Raw genomic sequence first — 17963 nt, 5'->3', positions numbered from 1 at the left:
GCTTTTCCCCGGCAAGGGAAAGCGGCCTAACCCCAGTTGCTTTTTCCCAGCGCTCAGCCTATATCGCCGGTTCTTGAACGCGCCCATCGTCTAGCGGTCAGGACACCGCCCTCTCACGGCGGGAACAGGGGTTCGATTCCCCTTGGGCGTACCAAGTTTTTCGACAAATTTGCAGGATGCCGTCGATTTCGTTCTGAAGTCGACGACCTCGATACTGTGGCGTTTGGGAAACCAGATCTGCACAGGTAGCCGCAGCCTTGAAAATCCCAGTGGCACCAACCACTCAGGCCTTCATTTCATTCGTCTGGTAAACGTTAACGGACCCGAAACCGAGAACCTTAACGCCCCCGCAACTCACGGCGATATATTAGTTGTCGCTTTATTAGCTGTAGGAGGTTGACATGAAGAAAATAGCCTGCCGTTTCGCTTGGGACGAGTCTGGCGCGACCGCGATCGAGTATGGCTTGATCGCGGCTCTTATCGCGCTCGCGATCATCACCGGCGCCGGGGCGGTTGGCAATTCGCTCAACGGGATCTTCACGAACGTCGGCACTACGGTCAACAGCAGCGGCTCGTAAGTCGGTACCTCAATTCGGTCGGCCGTCGGCCGGATCGTCGACCCTCAGCCTCCAAAAGCGTAACGTGTACGCCCTTCCGATGTCCGGCATCGGAAATGCGGACGGCGCACTCTCAATCATCCGGCTTATCCGTTGCGTCGCTGCGTTCGTCGCTTCTGGCGCCGTGGGGCTGTTTGCATTAGCATCACGTCACGGATCCTGAGGCACGGTTCCAGCGGCGCACAGAACGCCGGATGCCGGGCAGATTCGCCGACCAGTTGATGCCGTGGGGAGGAAGGCCAATGCAGAAGCTGCAATCTCAGGGCGTCCACCACATCACGCTGGTCGGCGCCGGGCGCCAGACCTCTATCGATTTCTGGGAAGGCGTGCTCGGCATGCCGTTCATCTTCGAACAGCCCAACCTCGACAAGCCGAGGGAAAGCCATCTCTATTTCGATCCCGGCGACGGCCGGCTGATCACCATCTTCACCGACGAGAGCCGCACACCGGAGAAGCGGCGCACGCCGACCGATCCGGGCTGTGTCCACCACATCGCCTTTTCGGTGTCGCGCGTCACCTTCCTGCAGGCGGTCTCCCGGCTTGACGAGCGCGGCATCAAGCACAGCGGCGTCAAGGATCGCGGTTTCATGGATTCGATCTATTTCGAGGATCCGCTCGGCCTGCTGATCGAACTGGCGTCCTACCGCTTCGAACCGCCAGCGGGCTTCACCCACGCCGATGTGCTGATGGAAGCGCACAGGCTGCGGGTCGCGCGCGGCGACTACAACATCGCCGAAGTGCATCTCGCCGATGCGATCCAGGCGCTCGTCGAACGTTCCCGCGCCACCTTGTCGGACGATCGGGCGCCGAAGAACCCATACTGAACAGACCAGAGGGAGGAACAAGATGGCCAAGACAGCGACGAAGACTGCCGGGAAATCCGCGGCCAAAGCTGCCGCCAAGCCGGCCGCGAAAGCTGCGGCAAAGCCAGAAGCCAAGGCGGCCGCCAAGCCTGCGGTGAAGGCGACGGCAAAAGCCGCGCCCAAGGCCAAGCCGGCCAAGAAGCCGGCGTTGAAGCTCAGCATGCTGAAGCCCAGCGTCAACAACATGACCGTGCGGGTGTTTGCGCGCGCGGCCGGTTTCGACCATGCCGAGACCGATGCCTGGGGCCACACCCGTTCGCCGGAGTTCATGGCGCGAAATCCCGCCCATTTGACACCGATGATCGAGGACAAGGGCCTCCCTAGAGGCGTGTTGTGGGAAAGCTGCGCCATCATGCAGTATCTCGCCAACAAGCACGGGCTGGAGAAATTCTATCCGAAGGCGCCGGCCAAGCGGGCGATGGTCGACAGTGCCATGTTCTACCTGATCGGTACGCTCTACCCTTATGTGGCGCGCGCCACCTATCCGGCGCTCGGCTTCCCACAATATGCCGGCGAGGTCGGCCACAGCGACGCGCACCCCGACAGGAAGTCGGAGGCCCAGAAGGCGGCGATGGCGGCGATCGCCGAGCCGCTCGAAGTGTTTCACAGCTTCTTCAGGGACGGCAAGCCGTTCATCGGCGGCAAGCATCCTTCGATCGCCGATATCCGCCTGGCGGCGACGCTCGAATTCCTGGCCGTCGTCGACTATGCCTTGCCCAAGTGGGCGAAGGACTATGTGGCGGCGATCGAGAAGACGCTCGGCAAGGCCTATAGCGAGCCGGCCGGCGATGTGCGCGGCTACATCGCCCATGTGAAGTCGCAGGCCAAGGCCTGAGGTTAAGGATACGTTAACCAAAGCCCTGTCTACTGCAGGCAATTCGCTTTCGGCCCGCGACCACGGATGTACTGGCGCAGAACGTCGTAGCGATAGGAAAGGTCGGCGCAATGCCGGCCTTTTGCTTTTGCACGCCATCGCCAAGTGCGATCTGGCACGCAGGCCTCGTCCAGTGTCGCTTTTTTGGCGTCAACTTTTTTCGAGAGATATTGTCATTGCCGGCGTTGGCCCTACCATCCATCTCGGCAGTCCGGCATGGATTGTCGGTCAGGCATGAGACGAGGGCTGGCGATGAAAAGCGTTGCGAGACGGATTGCGGTTGCGGGCGTGATGCTGGCGGCCGTTGTCCATGCTTCGAGTGCAGCCGAACTCAACACGATGGACGATGTCGGGGCAGCGATCCAGGCATGCTGGACACCGCCGGCGGACGCCGGGACCGCCAGCGTCACCTTGAGCTTCAGCTTCAAGCGGGATGGGACGCTGATCGGCCCGCCGAGGCCGACGGCCATCAAGGTGAATGGCGATGCCAAGGCGAAAAAAACATTTGTCGATGCCGCGACAGCGGCCCTGCGGAATTGCCTGCCCCTGACTTTCTCGGCGAAGCTGGCGCAAGGGATCGCTGGCAACGTGTTTACGTTGCAATTCGCCTCTCCCAAGTAAGCCTCGTTGTCGGGTCAGTGGTGACTGCGCCTGGCCTCGGCATGCCGGGCAAGATCGGGCGTCTCGAAGACGTAGTCGCTCCAGGCTGATTCAGGAACCTGGCCGGCCAGATAGCATTCCAGCAACAGGCTTTGCTCGGGATTGAGTGGCCTTGGCGCGCGCTGGTCCAGCCCCAGCGAGTGAAACAGGTTTCTTGTCAGGTCGGAGACGGTGAAGTGGATCGACATCTGCGTTCTCCTTTTGGTCCTTCAACGCGGAAGACCGGGCAAAGGTTTCGAACGCATGGCGATAATGGCGCATTGATCTCGGTCCGTCGCGCTGCAGGTCCTCGGCGATGGTCGGCTTGCGCTTTCTTTCGAGTTTCGTCTCAATCTTGAAATAAAAATGTAATATCGAATTTACATGAGGTGACGTAGTGCAATAGACAATAGGTCATTCATGTCGAAATTCTTTAGATTATTAGGAACTACTCATGTAGCCGAAGCTTGCTGAAGTCATGAACTCTAAATTCCGGGTTCTCCGCAAAAAGGACCAAGTTGTCCCGATGATCCGTTTCTGGCCTTCCATGGTGATCGCATTTATTTCGCTGGCGGCAGTTTTGTTCGGTACGCTTTCGTCCTACGCGGACAGCTGCGGCGCGATCAGAAGCCAGTTGCTTTCGGCTGGCCGCAGCGGCGGGGCGAGCCCGGAGCTTGCCCAGTTGCGCCGGCAACTTGCAGCCATCCAGACTATCGAGAGACAGCGCCAGTGCACGGCGAAGAGTTCGCTTGGTGGTCTCTTCAACGCTTGCGCCGATCTCGCCAGGAGCCGCTCGGATGTGCAGCGCCGGATTGCTGCCGCTGGGAATTCGGGCCGCGACACAGCGGGCCTGCAGGCGCGCCTCGTCGCGCTTGGCTGTGCGCCTTCGGCAAAGCAACGGCCTGTGCGCGCCGCGCCCAGCACCCAATCGGCGAGCACCACGTTCGCCGGCAATGCGATGCTGTTTTGCGTGCGTCTGTCGGACGGATATTTCTTCCCGGCGCCAAAGTCGCAATTCGCCGCCAGCGGCGATCTGAAGGAGACGGTCGATCAATGCCGTTACATCTGCGATGACCCCGGCGTCGACCTCTACACGTTGAACGACGCCAGCCTCGAAACCGACCAGATGACCGCGCTCGACACGCGCAAACCCTATACCGAGCTGCCGGCAGCCTTCAGATATCGCGATGATGCGAATTTCAAGGCATGCGACGTCAAGCGCTACTACCAGCGGGTCACCGAACTGCGAGCCAGGACCGTGACGCCCGCCAACATGCGCAACGCCATTATTCCGTTGCCGACGGCGAAGCCGGATCTCGGCACGGTTGCGGCCGTCCCCGGGATCGATGCCGAAGCCCCAGGTGCCGCCCAGCACCTTTCGATCGAGGCCGGCGAGCGGCCGGTGCGCTTGGTCGGCCCGGCATTTTTCCCGGCCGAATGATCGCCGGTCTTCCCCGATTTGCGATCACCGGCGGCGGCGTGCCTGCTGCTATGCGGCTGCGCGATCCGTCTGGAACAGAGGGGCGCTCACGGCGTTGTGATCGACATCAGCCGGGAGGAACGCCATGGCTACGTTCAGGGAAATGCGGGTGCTGGAGATCGTCGAAGACGACTCGCTGACCACCGAACAGAAAATCGCCGAACTGCGCGAGATCGAATCCGAGGCGCGTGGGTTGCAGCGGGCTGCCTCGGAGGGTCCAATGGACGACGATGACGGTTGGCAGGAAGATCTGCGTCAGGTTCGTCTTGCACTCGACAAGCTCGGAGCGAAGGAGCCGAAAAAAGGCGCTGCTTCCCTGTGAAAGCCCGTTCGCCGAGCTATCCGCGGATCGTGTTTTTTGACCGAATCCCGCTTTTAGGACCAAGCTCCAATCTAATCGCAGACCATGCGAGCTCTCTTGCCAGGCTCGCTGACGTTCCTGCAGGTCAGCGACTTCGCCGGCGCCGATAGGGACGCCGACGCAGGCAACCTCGTCTGGTGCCGTTTCGGTGCGGCATGGCTTACCTTGCGCTCGGAAAAACGCCGGGGCGGCTGCGGCGCCACCGGAAAAGCGCCGTTTTCGACCTCGGATTGGCCGTAGTCGACATTCGGTGGCGGCCGGTCCCAGAAGCGCCGGACATCGAGCGGCCTCGGGATGACGACCGTGCCGTCATAACTGCGCGAGCAACCGCCGCCGAAAAGCAGCGCCAGCCCCATGAAAAAAGGCACAATCCGTCCAAGCATCAGCAATACCCCTGCCGTTGCTTATATAGCGGGTTCGACCCCGCCGACAACCGGGCGGAATGAAGCTAACTGACCGTTAAGGTTAGCGGATCCTTAATGCTTCTCGGGCACATTTTGCCGACGAACCGCGGAGGAGGGTTCGGCCTTGGTTTTCGGGGTGGGGACGGCATGGCGGAAGCGAACGAAACAATCAGCGCGCGCGGCAAGCGCGCGCCTCGCAGATCCACAGCGCATGGCGACGATGCATCATCGTCCGCCTCTTGCATGGATTCGAACGATGCGCTTCGCCAACTCGTCGAAGCCGGTTCCGACTGGGTCTGGGAGACCGACGCCGAACTGCGCTTCTCCTGGCTCTCGCAAAATTACCAGGCAGCCACCGGCATCGATCCGGCAAACGTGCTTGGCCGGTTCCGCTTCGACTTCCTCAATCAGGTCCTGAACGGCGATCGTAGTGGCGCCGCGCATTTGGAGGATCTGCAGGCGCACCGGCCTTTTCGCGACTTCGTCTACGAACTCAAGGGTGGCAGCGCCGACTGTCGCTGGGTCTTGACATCAGGCTTTCCGAAGTTCGACGACGAAGGAAGATTTGCCGGCTATCGCGGAATCGGCCGCAACGTCACGGCATTGGCCGGCGCCTTCAAGGGTCCGGGGCCGGAACCATCGGCCGACGGCGAGCCCGACCAGCATCTGGCCGACCTCGAGCGGACGATGGACGCCATGCAGATGGGCGTCGTGCTCCTCGACGCCAGGCTCGACACGCTGATCGTCAACAAGGCCTATCGCGACCTCTCGAGGATTCCGGACGGCGCTGTCGGCGTCGGCGCTCCGTTCAGCCTGTTGATGGAGCTCAACCGCCGCAGCGGCATCTATGGCGACATCGACGAACGGCAATGGCAGCGCTACCTTGCCACTCGTCTCGAGGAGATTCGCGCCGGATCCGTCGCGCCGCGCGAATTTGTCCATGCCAACGGCAGGACGATGATGTTCTCGGTGACGGCGCTGTCAGGCGGCAAGCGGCTGTTGACCTATTATGAGGTCACCGAGATCAAGCAACGCGATGCGGAGATCAAAAGCGCGAACGCCAAGATCGCCGAGACCTTCGCCAGTCTCCGCACCATGGTCGACCAGATGCCGATCGGTGTCCTCGTCCTCGACGCCGATATGCGCACCGAGATCATCAACCGTGCTTTCTATGATTTCTGGCAGATCGACGCCCGGCGCGCCGAGATCGGCTGCAGCTTCCGCGATCTGATGGACGCCAGCCGCGACATCGATCCGTTTGGTGCCGACGATGCATCATGGCAGCGGCATATCGCCGAGCGCGAGGCGGAAATCAGGGCCGGGATCGCCGCGGCGCGGCAGTTCCCGCGCAATGACGGCCGCACGCTGATATCGTCGATGGCGCCGCTGGCCGGCGGCAAGCGGCTGATCTCCTATGTCGACGTCACCGACATGAAGAACCGGGAGGCCGAACTTGCCGACGCGCTGGAGAAAGCGCGGCTGGCGGAGGCGGTGATCAACGCCGTCAAGGATCCGATCTTCGTCAAGGACGACCATCTGCGCTTCGTCTTCGTCAACGAGGCGTTCGCGGCTCTGTTTGGCCAGACGCCGCAAGCCATGCTCGGCAAACCCGGCGGCGATTTCCTCCCGGCGAACGCTGTCGCGCTTTTCGAGCAGAGCGAAGGTGAGGTCCTTGCGACCGGGCGGCCGTACGAAGTGGAAGAGAATTTCGAGGTCGATGGCGCCAGCCGATCGCGTATCGTCAGGAAGAGCCGCGTCGGCATGGCCAGCGGCCGCAACTATGTTGCCGGCTTCCTGTTCGATATTTCCGAAATGAAGCGCCGCGAGACGGAAGCGCAGGATGCGCGCAAGCATCTCGCCAGCGTGCTGGAATCCTTGCCGGCCGCCGTGATCATCTACGATCGCGACGACAGGTTCGTTTTCGCCAACCGCAAGATCCAGGATACGCTGCCGGCCTTGAAGCCGGCATGGCAGCCCGGCTGCACATTCCGCGAGGCACTCGTTCTGGGCCATGCGAACGGCTATTTCCGCGACAGCGGCGATCCACAAGTCGACCAGCTCTACGACAGCGACCATGACCGCTGGCTGGATGCGATCCTCGCCCGCTACCGCTTGCCCAATTCCTGCTACGAGCGTCATAACCCCGACGGCCGCTGGTACCAAGTCTACGACATGCGGACCGATGATGGCACCTTCATCGGTGTTCGCGTTGACATCTCCGAGATCAAGAGCCGCGAGGCGGCATTGCGCGATTCGATGCGCCAGATCGACCTGTTCCGGCACGTGATGGACGAGTTGCCGGTGGCCGCCTTCATCAAGGCGCAGGACCTGAGCATAGAATTCGTCAACAAGGCCTGGTGCGCGATCACCGGCTTGGCCAAGGAGGATGTCATCGGCCGCACCGACCGGCAGTTGTTCGGTGCGCAGGACGCCGATGGCTACAGCCATGACGACACGCAAGTCGCCGTGACGGGCGCCGTCAGGGAGGTCGAGGAACCCGTCACCCATCGCGACGGCACGGTTCGGCAGTTGATGACGCGCAAGAGCCGCCTGGTGACGCTGGACGGGTCGGTGCATCTGGTCGGTTCGAGCACCGACATCACCGACGTCAAGGCGCGCGAGCGTGCGCTGGAAGAGAGCATGCGCGAGAACGAGGTGTTCCGCAGCCTGATCGACAACGTGCCGGTATCGATCTACGCCAAGCGCTCCGATCTCCGGCAGTTCTATGTCAACAAGGGCTGGTGCGATCTCACGGGCTTCCGCAAGGAAGAGGCTATCGGCAAGACCGACATCGAGATTTTCGGGCCGGATGGCGAGGCTTTCGTCAATGGCGACCTCGCCGTGCTGCGCACCGGCGAAACCCAGGAGGTCGAAGAGACGGTGACGTTGGCCGACGGCAGCGTCAGGCATCAATTCGCCCGCAAGGGCGCGATGATCGCCTCCGACGGCTCGCTCTATTTGATCGGCTCGACCACCGACATCACCGAGCTGAAGATGCGAGAGGCCGAACTGCGCGAGGCGCGTCAGCGCGCCGTGCTCGCCGACCGCGCCAAGTCGGAATTCCTCGCCAATATGAGCCATGAGATCCGCACGCCGATGAACGGCGTGCTCGGCATGGCCGAACTGCTGGCCAAATCGGACCTCGACCCGAAGCAGAAGACGTTCACCGACATCATCGTGAAATCGGGCAATGCGCTGCTCACCATCATCAACGACATACTGGACTTCTCCAAGATCGATGCCGGTCAGCTGGTGCTCGATCCGGCGCCCTTCAATCTGGCCGAGGCGATCGAGGATGTGGCGACACTGGTGTCGACACGAGCCAAGGAAAAAGACCTCGAGCTGATCGTGCGTGTCGAACCTCGGCTCGAGAGCCTGTTCGTCGGCGATGTCGGCCGTATCAGACAGATCGTCACCAACCTGCTCGGCAACGCGGTGAAATTCACCGATGAAGGCCATGTGCTGGTCGACGTCACCGGCGAGAGGGTTCCGACCGGAACGAAGCTGACGATCTCGGTCACCGATACCGGTATCGGTATCCCCGAGGAAAAACTGAAACTGGTGTTCGAGAAATTCAGCCAGGTCGACACCTCTTCGACGAGGCGGCATGAGGGAACCGGCCTCGGTCTTGCCATCACCTCGCGGCTCGTCGAACTGATGGGCGGCGACATCGGGGTCGAAAGTGCGGAAGGCAAGGGCTCGACTTTCTGGTTCTCGGTGACGCTGCCGCGGGCCGGACAGCAGAACGGACAGCGCATCATGCCGATCGACGTGACCGGTGCGCGTGTGCTGATTGTCGACGACAATGCCGTCAATCGGGCCATCCTGACCGAACAGATGACATCGTGGACGTTCGATTCCTGCGCGGCCGAAAGCGGCGCCGAAGGCCTCAAGGTACTGATCGCCGCCGCTGCCTATGGTGTCCCGGTCGATTGCGTCGTGCTCGACTACCAGATGCCTGGAATGAGCGGCGCCGAAATGGCGCGGATCGTGCGCAGCACCGCCGGCCTTGCCGGCATGCCGATCATCATGCTGACCTCGGTCGACCAGTCGCTCGCCAACACCAGCTATCGCGATCTTGGCATCGATGCCCAGCTGATCAAGCCGGCGCGCTCCTCGGTGCTGCTGGAAACGCTGGTCGCCACCATCCAGCGGCATCGCCACAACACGAGCGGCAGCGACGCGCAGCCGCTCGCAGCCGACGTCGCTGCGGGTTATGTGATGCGGACGCAGCCCTCGGCGCCGTCCGAACAGCGGGCGCTGCTGCAGCCGCCCTCAATTCGCCCCCGGCCACCGGTGGCGGCTGGCGGCGACAGGCTGGATATCCTGGTGGCCGAGGACAATGAGGTGAACCAGATGGTGTTCACCCAGATCCTCGGCGAGACCGGTTATGGTTTCGAGATCGTCGGCAATGGCCGCAAGGCGCTCGACGCCTTCGGCCGGCTGAACCCGTGCATGATCCTGATGGATGTCTCCATGCCGGAGATGAACGGTCTCGAAGCAACCGCCGCCATTCGCCGGCTGGAGGAAGAAACCGGCACCCATGTGCCGATCGTCGGCGTCACCGCGCATGCGCTGAAGGGCGACCGCGAGCGCTGCCTGGAGGCAGGCATGGACGACTATCTGCCCAAGCCGATCAGTCCCCGGGCGTTGCTCGAGAAGGTCGAGCGCTGGGTCGGCGCCAGCCGGCAGGCGCAGCGCAACGCCGGGTAAGGCCGGCTCTGCCCGAGTACCGGGAATACGGCGAAGATTCGCGCCCCTGTCAGCGGCCAAGACTATGGTGCGATCGCACCATATGAAAGGCGGCATCCAGCCGAGACAATGGCGACATTCGAATTCCGCTCTTCCCAGTTACGGGCGGGAGCAGCGACCGCCGGCATGAGACAGCGTCAACCTACCCCAACGGACCTGTTTTCGGCGATGGCCCGGCCACGACACCGTCTGGCTGAGAGCAACGCGCTCCCGTCCGGCTTTTCTTCATAAAGGCCGGCTGATCCCCAAATCGCCGGCCAGCCTCGACCGAATCGAGCAAGTCCCTGATTCCGGTGACAAAGCGGGGCTGCGTCGGGAGTGCCGGCCAGGCGGCATTCTGCTCATCCCGATGACGCGTTACCGGGGTGACATCAAACTGTCATGCGACTGTTATAATCGAAGGCTATTGGCCTCAGCGGGCGCCGACTGACGAGCGCCGAGAGACCATCTTCCGAACAGGAGCAGGCCACATGAAGAAATTCCTCTATACGGCGTCGGCCGCTGCGCTTGCGCTCGCCGCGACGTCCGGCTTCGCCGCCGCGCGCGACCAGATCCAGGTCGCCGGGTCATCGACCGTGTTACCTTATGCCAAGATTGTCGCCGAGCAGTTCGGCGAAACATTCACCAACTTCAAGACCCCGGTCGTCGAATCCGGCGGCAGCGGCGCGGGCATCAAGGAATTCTGCAAGGGCGTCGGCGAAGACACGATCGACATCGCCAATTCGTCGCGTCCGATCAAGGCGGACGAACTCAAGTCCTGCGCCGACGCCGGCGTGAAGGAAGTCCAGGAAGTCCGGATCGGCTATGACGGCATCGTCTTCGCCACCGACATCAAGGGCCCGGATTGGGCGCTGGTTCCCGCCGACATCTACAAGGCGCTGGCAGCCAAGCTGGTCGTCGACGGCAAGCTCGTCGACAATCCGAACACCAAGTGGAGCCAGGTCAATCCGAAGCTGCCCGACTGGGACATCGCCGCCTACATTCCGGGCGAAAAGCATGGCACGCGCGAAGTGTTCGAGACCAAGCTTCTCGATGCCGGCTGTGACAAGGCTGCTCTCAAGGCCGCCGGCATTGCCGACGACAAGGAAATCGGCAAAACCTGCATCGCCATCCGCAAGGACGGCAAGGCCGTCGACATCGATGGCGACTATACCGAGACGCTCGCCCGCATCGACTCCAACAAGACCGGCGTCGGCGTGTTTGGCCTCGCCTTCTATGAGAACAATGCCGACAAGCTGAAGGTCGCCACCGTGGAAGACGTCGTGCCTTCGACCGAGACGATCGCCAGCGGCAAGTATCCCGTCTCGCGCCCGCTGTTCTTCTACGTCAAGAAGGCGCATCTGGGCGTCGTTCCCGGCCTCAAGGAATATGTCGAGTTCTTCCTTGACGACCAGATGGTTGGCCCGGAAAGCCCGCTCGCCGAATACGGCCTCGTTGCTGCTCCGGATGCCGAGCGTCAGGCCCAGCGTGACGCTTTCGCCGCCGGAAAGTCGATGTAATCAGCTGCCGAACCGGGGTGCGGGCCAAATCCCGCGCCCCGGTTTCATCGCAGGCCGCAATGGCGGCTGCGTAAGAATTTCTCTTGGGGTGGGTCCATGTCGTCCTTGCTCGTACTGGCCATCGTCGTTGCCGTCGGCCTGGTTGCCTTTTTCATCGGTCGGCAACGTGCCGCGGCCCAGGACAATGGCAAGGTCAAGCCGCATTCGCGCGCCCACTATCATGGCTGGTGGGCCTTCCTGCTCGCCGTTCTGCCTGCTCTTTTGCTGCTTGCCGTCTGGACCGTCGGGTCTTCCGTCTATCTTGACCGACACATTCACACTGCCTTGCCCGAGCGCACCGTCGACAGCAAGGTTGCCAGTGAGGCACTGGATGTCAGCCTCGTAAAGAGCCTCGCCAGGGGCCTGCGCAAACTCGATGCCGGCACACTGGCCGCAATGCCTGCCAGCTTTGCCGAGCTGCAGCCGCTGCTCGCCGCCAAGGGTGTGGCACTGGCGAGCGACACGCAGGATTACATGATCCCGATCGCCGTCGAGGCGAACAAGGTCCAGGACCGGCTCGGCCTGTTCGGCGCCATTGTCATTCTCGTTTCCTCGATCGCCGGCGCCTTCTATGCGCTCAGGCAGATCGAGCCGCGCGCCAGGGCCCGCAACAATGTCGAGAGGCTGATGCTGTGGGGGCTGCTTGCCGCCTCCACCATCGCCATCCTGACAACCATCGGCATCGTGCTTTCGATGCTGTTCCAGACGATCACCTTCTTCGAAAGCGTCTCGCCGATGAGTTTCTTCTTCGGCACCGTCTGGGATCCGCGTTTTGCCGCTGCCGGTTCGGGCGGCAGCCAGGGCCAATTCGGCCTGATCCCGCTTCTTGCGGGCACGCTCTACATCGCCGCCGTCGCGCTGCTGGTTGCGGTGCCGGTCGGGCTGATGTCGGCTGTCTACATGGCCGAATATGCAACGCCCAAGGTGCGCTCGGTGGTTAAGCCGGCGCTTGAACTTCTGGCCGGCATACCGACCATCGTCTACGGCATCTTCGCCGTCGTCACGCTTGGGCCGTTCCTGCGCGACCTGTCCGCGGCGCTGACCGGCGGTTCGCCCTTCATCCAGGGCCAGAGCATCTTCACCGCCGGCCTGGTCATGGGCGTCATGCTGATCCCGGTCGTGTCCTCTCTCTCGGACGACATCATAACCGCGGTGCCGCGCGCCATGCGCGACGGGTCGCTTGGCCTCGGCGCGACCCGCTCCGAGACGATCAAGCGGGTGATCCTGCCGGCTGCACTGCCCGGCATCGTCGGCGCCATCCTGCTGACCGCCTCGCGCGCCATCGGCGAAACGATGATTGTCGTGCTGGCGGCGGGCGTCGCCGCCAACCTCACCATCAACCCGTTCGAGGCGATGACGACCATCACCGTCAAGATCGTCAACCAGCTCACCGGCGACCTCGAGTTCAATTCGCCGCAGACGCTGGTCGCCTTCGCACTCGGCCTGACGCTGTTCGCGCTGACGTTGGTGATGAACATCGTCGCGCTCTACATCGTGCGCAAATATCGGGAGCAGTACGAATGACCGACATTTCCATGGATACGATGGTCAGGGCGGCGGCCCATCCGCGCCGCGACATCGGCCTGAAGGCCCGTTACGCCGCCGAACGCCGTTTCCGCTTCTATGGCGTCGTGGCGATTTCCGTAGGCCTGGCGTTCCTGGCAATCATGCTGATCACCATCGTCTCGAAAGGCTACACCGCCTTCTGGCAGACGACGGTATCACTGCCGATCTCGTTCGACGAGAAGGTGATCGATCCTTCCGGCAAGCGTGCAACCGATCCGAGCGTTCTGATCAAGGCAAATTATCCCAAGCTCGCCGAAAACGCGCTTGTGGCCAAGCTCGGCATCTCTCCTGATGACAAGCCGATGATCCAGAAGCTCAAGGGCTTCCTGTCGGAAGGCGCCCGCGTCCAGTTGCGCGACATCGTTGCCGCCGATCCGTCCGTGATCGGCACGACACGCAACGTCAACATCCTCGCCGCCGCCAATCTCGACTCGGCTTTCAAGGGCCAGATCGACCTCAGTGTCGAGGAAGCGCGACGCAAGGTCTCGGACCAGCAGATCACCTGGATGAACAAGCTCAAGGCCGAGGGCGCGATGGCCGAGCACTTCAACAGCGGCCTGTTCACCTACGGCGCCTCCAGCCGCCCGGAAACCTCGGGCATGGGCGTGGCGATCATCGGCTCGTTTTATATGATGGTGATCGTGTTGCTCCTGGCGCTGCCGATCGGCGTCGCCGCCTCCATCTATCTGGAAGAGTTCGCCAAGAAGAACCGTTTCACCGACCTTATCGAGGTCAACATCAACAATCTGGCAGCGGTGCCGTCAATCGTCTTCGGCTTGCTCGGCCTCGCGGTGTTCATCAATTTCCTGGGCATGCCGCGCTCCGCCGCTTTCGTCGGCGGCCTGGTGCTGACACTGATGACGCTGCCGACGATCATCATCGCGACGCGCGCTGCACTTGCCGCGGTGCCGCCGTCGATCCGCTCGGCGGCTCTCGGTCTTGGCGCCTCCAAGATGCAGATGGTGTTCCAGCACATCCTGCCGCTTGCCGCACCCGGCATCCTCACCGGCACCATCATCGGTCTAGCGCGTGCGCTCGGTGAAACCGCGCCCCTGCTGCTAATCGGCATGGTCGCCTTCGTCGCCGATCCACCGACGACGCCTTTCGATCCGGCCACTGCGCTGCCGGTGCAGATCTATATGTGGGCGAACGAGGCCGAACGCGCCTTCGTCGAGCGCATGTCGGGCGCGATCATCATCCTGCTCGTCTTCCTCATGGCCATGAACATCACCGCGATCGTGCTTCGGCGTCGGTTCGAGCGGCGCTGGTAGAAAAAAGGCATTTTGGTATGAACATCATGACCGAACAGTCCCTTGAAAATGCAGTGGGCGATAAGATGAACGCCAAGTCGAACGAAGTGATCAAAATGCGTGGCGACAAGGTCGGCGTGTTCTATGGCGAGAAGCAGGCGCTGTTCGATGTCAATCTCGACGTCCGCCTGAATCAGGTGACGGCGCTGATCGGCCCCTCCGGCTGCGGCAAGTCGACCTTCCTGCGTTGCCTCAACCGCATGAACGACACCATCGATTCCGCGCGGGTAACCGGCAAGATAACGCTCGACGAAGAAGACATCTACGACAAGAACATCGATGTCGTCGAACTCAGGGCGCGCGTCGGCATGGTGTTTCAGAAACCCAATCCGTTCCCCAAGTCGATCTACGAGAACGTCGCCTATGGCCCGCGCATCCACGGATTGGCCAAGCGCAAGGCCGACATGGATCAGATCGTCGAGTCGAGCTTGAAGAAGGCGGCGATCTGGAACGAGGTGAAGGACCGTTTGCAGGAACCTGGCACGGGTCTTTCCGGTGGCCAGCAACAGCGTCTGTGCATTGCACGCGCCATCGCCGTGTCACCCGAGGTGATCCTGATGGACGAACCGTGTTCGGCGCTCGACCCGATCGCCACTGCTCGCGTCGAGGAACTGATCGACGAACTGCGCCAGAACTATACGATCGTCATCGTCACCCATTCGATGCAGCAGGCAGCGCGCGTGTCGCAGCGCACCGCGATGTTCCATCTAGGCTATCTGGTCGAGGAGGGCGCCACCGACAAGATGTTCACCACCCCCGACGACAAACGCACCCAGGACTACATCACCGGCCGGTTCGGCTGAGCTCAGGCATATGAGGGACGAAGATCATGGGTGAACATACCGTTGCATCTTTCGATGAGGATCTGGAGCAGATCAGCCAGCTGATCCGCGACATGGGCGATCTCGCCCGCTCGATGGTCAGTGGCTCGACCAAGGCTTTGCTCAATTCGGACAATGCGCTGGCGCAGCGCGTGGTTTCCGACGATGCGATCATGGATGCCCGCCAGCGCGAGCTGGACGATCGCGCCATCACGCTGATCGCCAAGCGCCAGCCAATGGCCAACGATCTGCGTGCGGTGGTCGGTTCGATCCGCATGGCCGGCGACCTCGAGCGCATCGGCGACCTTGCCAAGAACATCGCCAAGCGCGTCGGCACTGTCGGGCTGAGCGTCACGCCGCACGATCTTTCGCATTCGATCGACGCGATGGCGCAGCTGGTGCTGATCCAGGTGCAGGGGGTCGTCGACGAGTATGCCGCCGCTGACGCGGCAGCGCTTGCCACGCTCAGAAACAATGATGAACGCATCGACGTCAAATACACCTCGGTGTTCCGCGAGCTGCTGACCTACATGATGGAAGATCCCCGCAACATCACGGCGTGCACGCACCTGTTGTTTTGCGCCAAGAACCTCGAGCGGATCGGCGACCACGTGACCAACATCGCCGAAAATGCCTACTATGTTTTGACCGGCACGCAGCTGCCAGCCAATCGTCCGAAGCAGGACGAGACGGCAATGTCCGCGCCAGCGGCATAACAAGGGTGACCAGCCGATGATCGCACCACGCATCATGGTGGTGGAGGATGAGGAGCCGCTAGGCGTGCTGCTCCGCTACAATCTTGAATCCGAAGGTTACCAGGTCGAGGTGGTGACGCGCGGCGATGAGGCCGAAATCCGGCTGCAGGAGAACGTTCCCGATCTTCTGGTGCTCGACTGGATGGTGCCTGCGGTTTCGGGCATCGAACTCTGCCGGCGCCTGCGAATGCGTCCCGAGACCGAGCGGCTGCCGATCATCATGCTGACCGCGCGAGGCGAGGAAAGCGACCGCGTGCGCGGCCTGTCGACCGGCGCCGACGACTATCTGGTCAAGCCCTTCTCGACGCCGGAGTTCATGGCCAGGGTCAAGGCGCTGCTGCGCCGGGCCAAGCCGGAAGTGCTGTCCAGCGTGCTAAAGGTCGGCGATATCGTGCTCGATCGCGAGTCGCACCGTGTCTATCGCAAGAAGAGCGAGATCCGGCTTGGGCCGACGGAATTCCGCCTGCTCGAATTCATGATGCGCCATCCAGGCCGCGTGTTCTCGCGCAGCCAGCTGCTCGACAATGTCTGGGGCGAGACGATCTACATCGACGAGCGCACGGTCGACGTGCATGTCGGCCGGCTGCGCAAGGCGGTCAACAATGGCCGTATGCCTGATGTCATCCGCACGATCCGTGGGGCCGGATACGCCATCCGAGAGGACTGAACTCCCTCGTTTGAACTCACGCCACGTTCTTGCCGCCGAAACCGGATCTCGCCTGCACGCCCGGCGCAAAAATCTCCTGATCGACGAAGATCAGCGCCCGCATGGCGCAGCCTTCGCGGATCAGCGGCAGTTCGTTCGGCTCGGTGTCGAAGGAAATCGATTTGGAATGCTGGCCGCCGGCGGTCTGGGCAATCGCTTGCCGCAATGCCGGCTCGATCAGGTCGAAGGCGGCGGCGCTGACACCGACCATGGCGACCGGCGCCGGATCGATCAGCGCGAACAGGCTGCCGAGGCCGTAGCCGAGCGCTTCGCCGGCCTTGCGATAGGCTTCCCGTTCGGGTCCGTCACCTTCGCGGGCCGCGGCAGCCAGGGCGCGCATGTCGGCGTCGCTGACATCGGCGACGGGTTCTGCATCCTCGCCCATCTGCCTGGCGTTGCGCCAGATGGCGTAATTGCCCGCATAGGCTTCGACGCAGCCGCGCCGTCCGCAGCGACATAGCGCGCCGTTCGGCCGATGGATCATGTGGCCGAATTCGCCGCCCGAAGAATGGGTGCCGGTGAACAATTCGCCCTTCAGCACCAGTCCCATGCCGATGCCGTGCGACAAAAGGATAGCGATGAAATCGTCGCGGTAACGATCGGGGTCGCGCCAGCGCAGCGCCACCGCCATCATGTTGCAGTCGTTCTCCATTATGGCAGGGATGCCGAACTCGTCTTCGAATATGTCAGCGAAGGCGATGTCGGTGTGCGGCGTGATCGGCGACCACAGCATGGCGCGGGCACGGGTGTCGGTGATGCCCTGGATGGCCAGCGCGATGCGGGCGATGCTGCGCACGTCCAGGTCGGGATCTGCCAGGCGGCGCCGCACGATGGCCGTGCATTCCCCGATCAGCGACTCGCGCGACATCGTCAGCGTGTCCAGCCGGCGCTGTTCCTCGGATATCACCTGGCCGGCATAGTCGATGACGGCGACGGAGAGGAAGTTCAGCGACAGCACCACGGTCATTACCGCGGCCGCTTCCGGATTGAGACTGAGGCCGACCTGCGGCCGGCCGCGTTTGAGCGAGCCGGCCTCGCTCGGCTTGCTTTCGGTCAGGATGCCTTCGACGATCAGGTCGGATGAAATCGCCGAGATGGTCGAATGGCTGAGGCTTGTGGTCGCGGCGATCTCGGTTCGTGACGGCTGTCCGGCGCGGCGCACTGCCGCGATCACCATGGCGCGGTTGCGGCGGCGCAGATCGTCGTGGCGGATTCCGACCGACATGTTCTTTCATATCCTCCCGGTCGCCGCGGTTCCTCCTGCCCCTGGAACGCTG

At 62.4% G+C, this 17963-nt stretch carries 16 protein-coding genes and 1 tRNA gene; 14 read left to right on the top strand and 3 right to left on the bottom strand.

The annotated features are described in order from the left end of the window. The first annotated feature begins 79 nt into the window (after positions 1 to 79). From NP503_RS19630 to NP503_RS19610, 5 genes are all read left to right on the top strand, one after another. Positions 80 to 154: transfer RNA gene (locus NP503_RS19630), tRNA-Glu, on the top strand. Positions 155 to 401: 247 nt separating this feature from the next. Further along, complete coding sequence (locus NP503_RS19625; RefSeq protein ID WP_127268029.1) at positions 402 to 578, top strand: Flp family type IVb pilin; 177 nt, start codon at positions 402 to 404, stop codon at positions 576 to 578. A 281-nt stretch (positions 579 to 859) separates the two neighbouring features. Beyond that, positions 860 to 1441 carry a VOC family protein gene (locus tag NP503_RS19620; RefSeq protein WP_127268028.1) on the top strand — a complete coding sequence of 194 codons (582 nt, stop codon included), beginning with the start codon at positions 860 to 862 and terminating at the stop codon, positions 1439 to 1441. Between the two features lie 22 nt (positions 1442 to 1463). Beyond that, positions 1464 to 2315 carry a glutathione S-transferase family protein gene (locus NP503_RS19615; RefSeq protein WP_127268027.1) on the top strand — a complete coding sequence of 284 codons (852 nt, stop codon included), beginning with the start codon at positions 1464 to 1466 and terminating at the stop codon, positions 2313 to 2315. Between the two features lie 291 nt (positions 2316 to 2606). Beyond that, positions 2607 to 2975: a hypothetical protein gene (locus NP503_RS19610; RefSeq protein ID WP_127268026.1), complete on the top strand. Its 369-nt coding sequence runs from the start codon at positions 2607 to 2609 to the stop codon at positions 2973 to 2975. Positions 2976 to 2989: 14 nt separating this feature from the next. On the opposite strand, the gene NP503_RS19605 is transcribed toward NP503_RS19610, so the two are convergent. Then, positions 2990 to 3202 carry a hypothetical protein gene (locus NP503_RS19605; protein ID WP_023810978.1) on the bottom strand — a complete coding sequence of 71 codons (213 nt, stop codon included), beginning with the start codon at positions 3200 to 3202 and terminating at the stop codon, positions 2990 to 2992. A 317-nt stretch (positions 3203 to 3519) separates the two neighbouring features. On the opposite strand from NP503_RS19605, the gene NP503_RS19600 reads away from it, so the two are divergent. Next, positions 3520 to 4434, top strand: coding sequence for a DUF2865 domain-containing protein (locus tag NP503_RS19600; RefSeq protein WP_127268025.1), 915 nt, complete (start codon positions 3520 to 3522; stop codon positions 4432 to 4434). A 124-nt stretch (positions 4435 to 4558) separates the two neighbouring features. Then, positions 4559 to 4795, top strand: coding sequence for a hypothetical protein (locus NP503_RS19595; protein ID WP_013529265.1), 237 nt, complete (start codon positions 4559 to 4561; stop codon positions 4793 to 4795). Between the two features lie 71 nt (positions 4796 to 4866). On the opposite strand, the gene NP503_RS19590 is transcribed toward NP503_RS19595, so the two are convergent. Further along, positions 4867 to 5217, bottom strand: coding sequence for a hypothetical protein (locus tag NP503_RS19590; RefSeq protein ID WP_127268024.1), 351 nt, complete (start codon positions 5215 to 5217; stop codon positions 4867 to 4869). A gap of 168 nt (positions 5218 to 5385) precedes the next feature. Here NP503_RS19590 and NP503_RS19585 point away from each other — a divergent pair, with 168 nt between their 5' ends. The 7 genes from NP503_RS19585 (at position 5386) to phoB (ending at position 16647) form a co-directional block, all read left to right on the top strand. Beyond that, on the top strand, positions 5386 to 9951 hold the full coding sequence (locus NP503_RS19585) for a PAS domain-containing protein (RefSeq protein ID WP_164748826.1): 4566 nt from the start codon (positions 5386 to 5388) through the stop codon (positions 9949 to 9951). A gap of 509 nt (positions 9952 to 10460) precedes the next feature. Next, positions 10461 to 11489, top strand: coding sequence for a PstS family phosphate ABC transporter substrate-binding protein (locus NP503_RS19580; RefSeq protein ID WP_127271977.1), 1029 nt, complete (start codon positions 10461 to 10463; stop codon positions 11487 to 11489). A gap of 96 nt (positions 11490 to 11585) precedes the next feature. Further along, positions 11586 to 13052 (top strand): phosphate ABC transporter permease subunit PstC, encoded by a 1467-nt coding sequence (pstC, locus tag NP503_RS19575; protein ID WP_127271979.1) that lies wholly within the window; start codon positions 11586 to 11588, stop codon positions 13050 to 13052. Then, a complete protein-coding gene (pstA, locus tag NP503_RS19570) occupies positions 13049 to 14365 on the top strand; it encodes a phosphate ABC transporter permease PstA (RefSeq protein WP_127271981.1) in 1317 nt (438 codons plus the stop codon). The genes pstC and pstA overlap by 4 nt, the downstream gene beginning before the upstream one ends. Before the next feature lie 17 nt (positions 14366 to 14382). Beyond that, positions 14383 to 15207 (top strand): phosphate ABC transporter ATP-binding protein PstB, encoded by an 825-nt coding sequence (gene pstB / locus NP503_RS19565; protein ID WP_127267721.1) that lies wholly within the window; start codon positions 14383 to 14385, stop codon positions 15205 to 15207. Positions 15208 to 15233: 26 nt separating this feature from the next. Further along, the gene (phoU, locus tag NP503_RS19560; RefSeq protein WP_127267720.1) at positions 15234 to 15941 is read left to right on the top strand and encodes a phosphate signaling complex protein PhoU; all 708 of its coding nucleotides are present in this window, start codon (positions 15234 to 15236) and stop codon (positions 15939 to 15941) included. Positions 15942 to 15957: 16 nt separating this feature from the next. Further along, on the top strand, positions 15958 to 16647 hold the full coding sequence (gene phoB / locus NP503_RS19555) for a phosphate regulon transcriptional regulator PhoB (protein ID WP_010911896.1): 690 nt from the start codon (positions 15958 to 15960) through the stop codon (positions 16645 to 16647). 16 nt (positions 16648 to 16663) lie between these two features. On the opposite strand, the gene NP503_RS19550 is transcribed toward phoB, so the two are convergent. Beyond that, entirely contained in the window at positions 16664 to 17911 is a 1248-nt protein-coding gene (locus NP503_RS19550) for an ROK family protein (RefSeq protein ID WP_127267719.1), read from the bottom strand. Positions 17912 to 17963 lie beyond the last annotated feature (52 nt).

Origin of the sequence: Mesorhizobium sp. SEMIA396, assembly GCF_024518615.1 — a bacterium.
Lineage (GTDB): Bacteria > Pseudomonadota > Alphaproteobacteria > Rhizobiales > Rhizobiaceae > Mesorhizobium.
This window is presented reverse-complemented; position numbering and strand designations above follow the sequence as displayed.

Bases quoted from the DNA above. Each gene is read 5' to 3' on its own strand.
- pstB (WP_127267721.1), top strand. From the start codon at position 14,383: ATGAACATCATGACCGAACAGTCCCTTGAAAATGCAGTGGGCGATAAG.
- NP503_RS19580 (WP_127271977.1), top strand. From the start codon at position 10,461: ATGAAGAAATTCCTCTATACGGCGTCGGCCGCTGCGCTTGCGCTCGCC.
- NP503_RS19615 (WP_127268027.1), top strand. From the start codon at position 1,464: ATGGCCAAGACAGCGACGAAGACTGCCGGGAAATCCGCGGCCAAAGCT.
- NP503_RS19600 (WP_127268025.1), top strand. From the start codon at position 3,520: ATGATCCGTTTCTGGCCTTCCATGGTGATCGCATTTATTTCGCTGGCG.
- NP503_RS19625 (WP_127268029.1), top strand. From the start codon at position 402: ATGAAGAAAATAGCCTGCCGTTTCGCTTGGGACGAGTCTGGCGCGACC.
- NP503_RS19590 (WP_127268024.1), bottom strand. From the start codon at position 5,217: ATGCTTGGACGGATTGTGCCTTTTTTCATGGGGCTGGCGCTGCTTTTC.
- phoU (WP_127267720.1), top strand. From the start codon at position 15,234: ATGGGTGAACATACCGTTGCATCTTTCGATGAGGATCTGGAGCAGATC.
- NP503_RS19595 (WP_013529265.1), top strand. From the start codon at position 4,559: ATGGCTACGTTCAGGGAAATGCGGGTGCTGGAGATCGTCGAAGACGAC.
- phoB (WP_010911896.1), top strand. From the start codon at position 15,958: ATGATCGCACCACGCATCATGGTGGTGGAGGATGAGGAGCCGCTAGGC.
- NP503_RS19620 (WP_127268028.1), top strand. From the start codon at position 860: ATGCAGAAGCTGCAATCTCAGGGCGTCCACCACATCACGCTGGTCGGC.
- pstA (WP_127271981.1), top strand. From the start codon at position 13,049: ATGACCGACATTTCCATGGATACGATGGTCAGGGCGGCGGCCCATCCG.
- pstC (WP_127271979.1), top strand. From the start codon at position 11,586: ATGTCGTCCTTGCTCGTACTGGCCATCGTCGTTGCCGTCGGCCTGGTT.
- NP503_RS19585 (WP_164748826.1), top strand. From the start codon at position 5,386: ATGGCGGAAGCGAACGAAACAATCAGCGCGCGCGGCAAGCGCGCGCCT.
- NP503_RS19610 (WP_127268026.1), top strand. From the start codon at position 2,607: ATGAAAAGCGTTGCGAGACGGATTGCGGTTGCGGGCGTGATGCTGGCG.
- NP503_RS19550 (WP_127267719.1), bottom strand. From the start codon at position 17,911: ATGTCGGTCGGAATCCGCCACGACGATCTGCGCCGCCGCAACCGCGCC.
- NP503_RS19605 (WP_023810978.1), bottom strand. From the start codon at position 3,202: ATGTCGATCCACTTCACCGTCTCCGACCTGACAAGAAACCTGTTTCAC.